6 protein-coding genes are annotated in these 6,347 nt (G+C 36.8%); all 6 read left to right on the top strand.

The window, feature by feature from the left end; translation table 11 throughout:
- The coding region (locus CHI06_RS15060; protein ID WP_179292630.1) for a S8 family serine peptidase at positions 1-310 on the top strand (310 nt) is incomplete at its 5' end.
- A gap of 66 nt (positions 311-376) precedes the next feature.
- Positions 377-2,251, top strand: a complete 1,875-nt coding sequence (locus tag CHI06_RS15055; RefSeq protein WP_095249428.1) for a carboxypeptidase regulatory-like domain-containing protein — start codon at positions 377-379, stop codon at positions 2,249-2,251.
- Between the two features lie 249 nt (positions 2,252-2,500).
- Complete coding sequence (locus CHI06_RS15050; protein ID WP_095249426.1) at positions 2,501-3,433, top strand: LysR family transcriptional regulator; 933 nt, start codon at positions 2,501-2,503, stop codon at positions 3,431-3,433.
- 399 nt (positions 3,434-3,832) lie between these two features.
- A complete protein-coding gene (gene fabF, locus CHI06_RS15045) occupies positions 3,833-5,071 on the top strand; it encodes a beta-ketoacyl-ACP synthase II (RefSeq protein WP_095249424.1) in 1,239 nt (412 codons plus the stop codon).
- 192 nt (positions 5,072-5,263) lie between these two features.
- Positions 5,264-5,707 carry a MarR family winged helix-turn-helix transcriptional regulator gene (locus tag CHI06_RS15040; RefSeq protein ID WP_095249422.1) on the top strand — a complete coding sequence of 148 codons (444 nt, stop codon included), beginning with the start codon at positions 5,264-5,266 and terminating at the stop codon, positions 5,705-5,707.
- Between the two features lie 224 nt (positions 5,708-5,931).
- A partial coding sequence (locus CHI06_RS15035) for a glutathione peroxidase (protein ID WP_095249420.1) occupies positions 5,932-6,347 on the top strand: 416 nt, incomplete at its 3' end.

The following is a 6,347-nucleotide window of genomic DNA, read 5'->3' as shown; positions in this document are numbered from 1 at the left end:
TGCACCAGGTGTCGATATTCGCTCAGCCGTACCTACTAATGACTATGAACTGATGAGTGGTACATCAATGGCAACACCTCATATTACAGGAGTCGTAGCGTTGTTAAAGCAGGCAAATGCATCCCTCTCCATAGACCAAATTGAGGAAATACTGTTCAATTCAGCCATCCCATTGACAGACACAGAATTTCCGTCTTCCCCTAACTATGGGTATGGCCATGGATTTATTAACGCTTACAATGCAATAAAAACAAATAATACTGGAAATGGGAGGGTTGAAGGTTTAGTCGTATATGATGGAAAAGATTAAGCAAATCCGACCTACCAGCATACCGCTCCTGATTTTGTGTACGACCAGGTAGTGCTGCCCTTAACAGTGGAAGTGCAAGACACCGTCAGTGTAGAGACTGTAGAAATTCAATATTTAGCCGAACAACAATGGAAGACGGTAACAGCAGCTAGAACAGCTGGTGATTTTAGGAACGGGACCTATCAAGCTGTGGTTCCAGGTGAGGATGTAAAGAAAGGTACATTTACGTATAAGTGGAAAATCGTTGATTATGGCCAAAACCAAATCACTTCTCCGGAATTTAAAGCAGAAGTTAAACCTGCTATTACAATTGGTTATTTTCAAGATTTAGAAGCTGTTCCTGAAGGCTGGTATTCAGAAGGATGGAATAACGATTGGGAATGGGGCAGTCCAGCAGCAGGACCTAACCAAGCTTTCTCAGGAGAAAACGTATACGGAACTAATCTAGAGGGGCCACACTCTGATTCTTCAAATTCTTATCTCAATATGCCTCCTATCGACATACCTAAAAACGGTAATTCATACCTGCAGTATAAGCAGTGGTATGACTTTAGTCCATATGGAGTCGACGGTTCAACCGATTTCGGTGCGGTCCTTGTCTCTACTGACCGCCAAAATTGGGAAATACTATCTAAAACGGAAGCCACTAAATTTGGTGAAAATGGAATTCCACTAGAGTATTCTACAAATGGTTGGGTTGATGCAGAAGTGAATCTTTCTTCTTACGCTGGAAAACGGATTTATATCAGCTTCTATATGTTTACATGGCTAACGGGATTTGATTGGGAACCTCACGATGGCTGGTACTTGGATGATATATCCCTAACGGACAAACCGCTTGTAGGCAGTAAGATAAAAAAAGCTACCGGGGAAATTCATACAAAAAAACAACCGTATACAAATCTATTAGCTCCGACGTCTACAATGGTTGAGAATACTTCTATACCACAGAATGTATTGCCAATCGGTGCAAAGGTAACACTTGTAGACTCTGGTTACTCAGTTGCAGCGAATCCTGCGAATGGAAGATTCTCTATGACGCATAAGGCAGGAGAATTCACACTTCGCGCTGAGGCATATGGTTTTCATACCAAGGACCAAGCCGTTTCAATTCCAAAAGACGGGATCGTCGAAGCAAACCTTACTCTTAGTCCTCTAGGTAAAGGAACAGTAGAAGGGGTAGTGAAGGATCAAACTACAGGGAAACCTATACCTGACGCCACCATCTCGTTAGTTGAGGATGCCGCCATTACACCTGTGAAAACAGATAGTAAAGGAAGATTTTCACTTACTGCCTATGAAGGTACCTATACGTTACATGTGTTTAAGAAAGATTATGTTTATTATGGTGACTCGATTACACTCCAGTCGAAAAAGAAAACCAAACAGAATGTTGAATTGGAAAGGTTTTTGGGAACTCCGGGAGAAATCGGCTATGATGATGGAACTTCTGAAAATTCATGGTTTTGGTTAGGTGCCAAAAATGGCTTTGCAATTAAAATGTCATTGGAAGAAGGAGTCACGAAAACTTGGCTGACAGGTGGACTCTTTAAAGTGAATACTGAATTCCCCAGCCCGGGATCGACTAGGTTTCAAGTAGCAGTTTATGATTCTTCTGGTCTTAACGGGGCCCCTGGTAAAAGAATCGCAGGTCCATTTGACGCTGATGCGCGGTTAGATGGAGAGTGGACTCATGTTGATTTAGCAGATAAAAACATTTTTGTCACGGGAGATTTCTACTTAGTCTATGTCCAGCCTGACGCTTCTTCAGCTGCTAAATCACCAAGTCTCTATAGTGATCAAAGTAGTCCTTTCCATGACCGAAATTGGTTTTTGTATAATGGAACTTGGGAAAACAATACGGATACACAGTTTGGCAACATGATGATTCGAGCCGTCATGTACAATGCGAAGTCAACACCTGTCGTTGAGTCACCGTAGGATTATACGTATTCAAATAAGCTCAGGATCAAGTAAAGTGGACAACGCTTTCAACAATTCGAGTTCAAGGTAAATAAATTGTTGTCCATGTAGAAATCTATTAAGATAGATTGAAAGTGTCAGATTATAGGACAGACAGTTCACCATCCATACAAATGCGTGAACTGTCACATATCATGATGAACTTAGAATGATAGACGGATTGTATCATTCTATATAAAAATGAAACGTTCAAAGGGGTGAAAAATCTTGGAACTAAGACAATTAGAATATTTCATGGCCCTATGTGAAGAGCTCCATTTTACAAAGACTGCTGAAAAACTAAGAATTGGTCAGCCTACCTTAAGCTATCAAATGAAAGCGTTAGAGGACGAACTGGGTGTACGTTTATTTGATCGTTTAGGTAAAAAAATAGCTATCACGGAAGCTGGCAAAATCCTTCTTGAACATTGTAAAATAGTGTTCGAAAATTTAAAATATGCTACTGAACAAATAGAGGAACTACAAAATGTGAAAAGAGGGAAATTAGTGATAGGGGCACTTTCTGGTGACTTAAGTCTTATAGCCTCCAAGGTTTTATTAGAGTTTCATGCTAAGTACCCTCACGTTCAGATACAGTTATTTTCGCTTGATGACCCGGTAGAGAAGGTAAAACAAAACGAAATTGATTTGGCTCTAACCTTCATGCCAAGACCAGATGATAGTTTTATTCAAATTCCTTTATACCAGGATGAATTCTATTTAGTCGTGCGAAAGGATCATGCTTGGGCTGAGAGAGACGAAATTGAGTTTGGTGAGATTCGCAATATTCCGCTAATATTAAATCCAATTGGCCATTGTTTTAGGAAATTATTTGCCGATGCGTGTCTATCTGTAGGCGTTGTCATCCAGCCTATCATTGAATCAACCGATTCAAAGTCGATATTGGAACTAGTCGAGGAAGGAATAGGGGCTACCATTATATCTAGTACACTCTTCTCTCTGGAAAATACAGGGATTTTAAAGGCTATTAAAATAACAAATCCAGCTTTCATCAAGAAAGTGTCTATTGTCCACCATAAGCAAAAATATATTGGATCAGCTGCAAAAGGTTTTATTGAATTATTAATGAACTTTATAAATGAGAATAGGGCATTAGAGAAGAGCTATAAAGAAAGACAGTTATCTAAAGCAAGACAATAAAATCCGGTAAAGGAAAAACCTCTCGAAATACCCTTAATTAAGGAATTTCACGAGAGGTTTTTTATATTTTGCTCTTCGAAAAATATATCCGAATATCTTCATGTATTTGTTTGGATAAGACAGATTCCGATTAATAACTAATCTGTATTTAGTTTCTGTTGAATGATATCTGTGATTTTGAATGTTTTATTAGGATTAGGATTTCTAATGTTTGGATTTATGAAGTTCGGTTCCTAGCAATATCTTTATAAATTATAGTGTCCTATTATCGTGTTCAATTCTTGACATAACGGTGCCTATGGTATTAACTAAAAAAGACCGGTTGTTCTTTTTTGAAAAAAAGAGACCATTCGGTCTTTTGTCTAGGAGTGTTAATTCTATTCATAGGAGGGGTTTGCTATTAAACGCAGAGTTGTAATAACAGGCTATGGTGCCGTATCCCCATTAGGAAATAATGTGGAAACTTTATGGAATAATATTAAGTTGGGAAAATCCGGCATTAAAAAGATTGAATTTGAAGGTTATGGAGACATAAATACTAAAATTGGTGGAAGGATTGATGATTTTTCACCTGAAAATTATTTAGATAAAAAAGAGTTAAGTAAGTTTGATAAATTTGTCCAATATGCCTATGCAGCTGCAAAACAAGCTTTAGATCAATCTGGATTAAACATTAAAGATGAGGATGAAAATCGCCTGGGGGTATTCATCGGTTCAGGAATTGGCGGAATAGATACCGTTCTAGAGAATCATCAAACCTTATTAGAAAAAGGCGCAAGAAAAGTATCTCCATTTATGGCACCAATGATGATTATAAATATGGCTGTTGGAATTGTAGCGATTAAAACGGGATTTAGAGGTACAAGTTTTTCACCGGTATCCGCTTGTGCAACTGGTAATCATGCGATTGGTGAAGCATTTTTAAATATCCGCCATGGTTATTCCGATGCCATATTAGCAGGTGGAGCAGAAGCGTCGATCAATCCATTATCTTTCGCCGGTTTCTCAAGAATGAAAGCCATGTCAACGAATAATGATTCACCAATTACAGCGAGTCGTCCATTCGATAAGACACGAGACGGTTTTGTAATGTCTGAAGGAGCTGGTATTTTGTTGCTTGAGGAATATGAACATGCGAAAAATAGAGGGGCAACAATATTGGGAGAAATTATTGGGTATGGATCTACCACAGATTCCTATCATATTACGTCACCAGATTATAATGGTGCAGTTCGAGCAATGAAGCTAGCGATTGAAATGGCGAACATAGAAACAACAGCAATTGATTATATAAATGCACATGGTACGAGTACACCAGAAGGCGATAAATCAGAGACAAGAGCGATTAAAAATGTTTTTGGTGAACATGCCTACAAGCTAAAAGTCAGTTCAACCAAATCAATGACGGGACATTTATTTGGTGCAGCAGGCGGAGTTGAAGCCATTATCACCCTTAAAAGCATTTCAGACAATTTGATTCCTGCAACTATTAATTATGAACATCCTGATGAGGACTGTGACCTTGATTATGTACCAAACAATCCAATAAATACGGAAGTAAATTACGCGATTTCCAATGGATTTGGTTTTGGAGGTCATAATGCTGTTTTAGTATTTAAGAAATTTAATGAAGATTGATCATTAAATAATGTTTATATAATGTATTAGAGTAAATGATATACAAAGTTAAGATGACTTATTAATTGAGTCATCTTTTTTAACGTTTGAACAATACTTTCCTATAAAATAGTGCACTATTTAGTTATAGTCAACCTTAAAATAAGGTAAACTAAATACAGTAACACTGTTATTGAAAAGGAGACTACTAACATGACTAATAGAGAAGTCACGACATTAGAAGACATGCTATGTTTTAATATATACGCTGCATCTCGTGAGATTACACGTATTTATAGGCCCATTCTAAGTGAATTTAACATAACCTATCCACAATATTTGGTACTAGTTTTACTTTGGGAAAAGAAAATTTGCACGGTGACTGAACTGGGAGAACGCCTTTATCTAGATTCTGCCACATTAACCCCTTTATTAAAAAGACTTGAAGGAGCGAATTTGGTCTATCGAAAACGTTCTGCTGAAGATGAAAGAAGGGTTGAAATAGGTTTGACAGATAGAGGAGCAGCATTACAGAACGAATTAAAAGATGTATCCATTTCAATTTTCGAGAAGATTTGTAAGACGGAAGAGAGCTATTTTGGTTTCCTGGACAAATCAAAAGAATTATTGCAAAAAGCTTATGATATCGCACGATAGATATAAGATAATCTAAGAGAACATAGATAGATTCAATGTTTTCTTAGATATTTTTTTTGACTAAAAAGCCTCAACCAACAAAATGAAATTATTTACCATTTTAAATAGCACACTATTTAATTGACCGCTATACAGTAGTGTAGTATATTGTTGTCATAGGGAACAGATAATAAAAATATCGTCCCGATTCATTACAATATTTAAATAAATTGGAGGAAATAAAAATGACAACAATTTATGATTATAAAGTAAAAACAAATAGAGGCGTAGAAAAATCAATGGCGGATTACAAAGGGAAGGTAATGTTAATTGTAAATACAGCTAGTAAATGTATTTTTACAGATCAATATAAAGAGCTTCAAGATTTACATCTTAAATACAAAGATAGTGGATTAGAGATTTTAGGTTTCCCTTGTAATCAATTTGGTAGTGGCGAAAAAGGAACAAATGAAGATATTGAAAGCTTTTGTCAAATCAACTATGGAGTAACATTCCAATTATTTGATAAAGTAGAAGTTAATGGTCCAAATACTGCACCCATTTTTGACTATTTAAAGAAAGAAGCGAAAGGTTTACTTGGATCTGAACAAATTAAATGGAATTTCACAAAATTCCTTGTAGACCGTAACGGTAGAGTTTT

Source organism: Bacillus sp. 7884-1 (assembly GCF_002272245.1).
GTDB lineage: Bacteria > Bacillota > Bacilli > Bacillales > Cytobacillaceae > Neobacillus.
Note: the sequence above shows the minus strand (reverse complement) of the source record. Positions and strands in the feature narration are given on the sequence as shown.

Coding starts and splice junctions, on each gene's coding strand:
- CHI06_RS15040 (WP_095249422.1), top strand. CDS start 5,264: ATGACTAATAGAGAAGTCACGACATTAGAAGACATGCTATGTTTTAAT.